1 pseudogene is annotated in these 906 nt (G+C 70.9%); it reads left to right on the top strand.

The features are described from left to right. Positions 1 to 864: pseudogene (locus tag CCN51_RS51400) on the top strand (hypothetical protein); the annotation flags it as partial. Between the last annotated feature and the right edge of the window lie 42 nt (positions 865 to 906).

Here is a 906-nt window from a genome sequence, read left to right as displayed (position 1 = left end):
GGCACCGGCGACACCCCGCCGCCCGAGCCCACCCCGGAGCCCACCGACACCAACCCCGGCCCGCTGCGCGTCCACGACATCCAGGGCACCACCCGGATCTCCCCGCAGAACGGCAAGACCGTCACCAATGTGCCCGGAGTGGTGACCGGTGTGCGCTCCACCGGCTCCAAGGGCTACTGGATCCAGGACCCCGAGGCCGACGGGAACGCGGCCACCAGCGAGGGCGTGTTCGTCTTCACAGGCTCCACCACCCCTCAGGTCAAGGTGGGCGACTCGGTGCTGGTCTCGGGCAAGGTGAGCGAGTACTACCCCGGCGGCAAGAGCAGCGGCACGCAGTCCGTCACCGAACTGACCGCGCCCACGGCCGTCGTGCTCTCCTCCGGCAACAAGCTGCCGGACGCGGAGGTCATCGACCCGGCCACGCTGCCCGAGGCCTACGCGCCGCAGGCCCAGGGCGGCAGCGTCGAGTCCCTGGAGCTGAAGCCCGACGCCTACGCGCTGGACTGGCTGGAGGCGCACGAGGGCATGCGGGTGCGGATCGGCGACTCCCGGGTGGTGGGCGCAACCAACACCTACGGCGAGACGTGGATCACCACCAAGCCGAAGCAGAACCCGACCCCGCGCGGCGGCACCGTCCTCACCGGCTACGACAACCCCAACTCCGGGCGTCTCCTGATCGCCTCGCTCACCGGCGCCCAGCTCAAGGCCAATGTCGGCGACACCCTCACCGGCACCACCGAGGGCCCCGTGGACTACGCCAACTACGGCGGCTACAACGTCCAGGCGACGACCCTCGGGAAGGTCACCTCCGGCGGGATCGCCCCGGAGGTGACCTTCCCGAGGGTCGTCGCCTGGACGTTGTAGCCTCCGTAGTTGGCGTAGCCCACGGGGCTCCTGGTGGTGCCG

It is taken from the genome of Streptomyces milbemycinicus, from assembly GCF_002154605.1.
Classification (GTDB): domain Bacteria; phylum Actinomycetota; class Actinomycetes; order Streptomycetales; family Streptomycetaceae; genus Streptomyces; species Streptomyces milbemycinicus.
The sequence above is the reverse complement of the archived record's forward strand: the minus strand, read 5'-3'. Positions and strand labels throughout refer to the sequence as shown.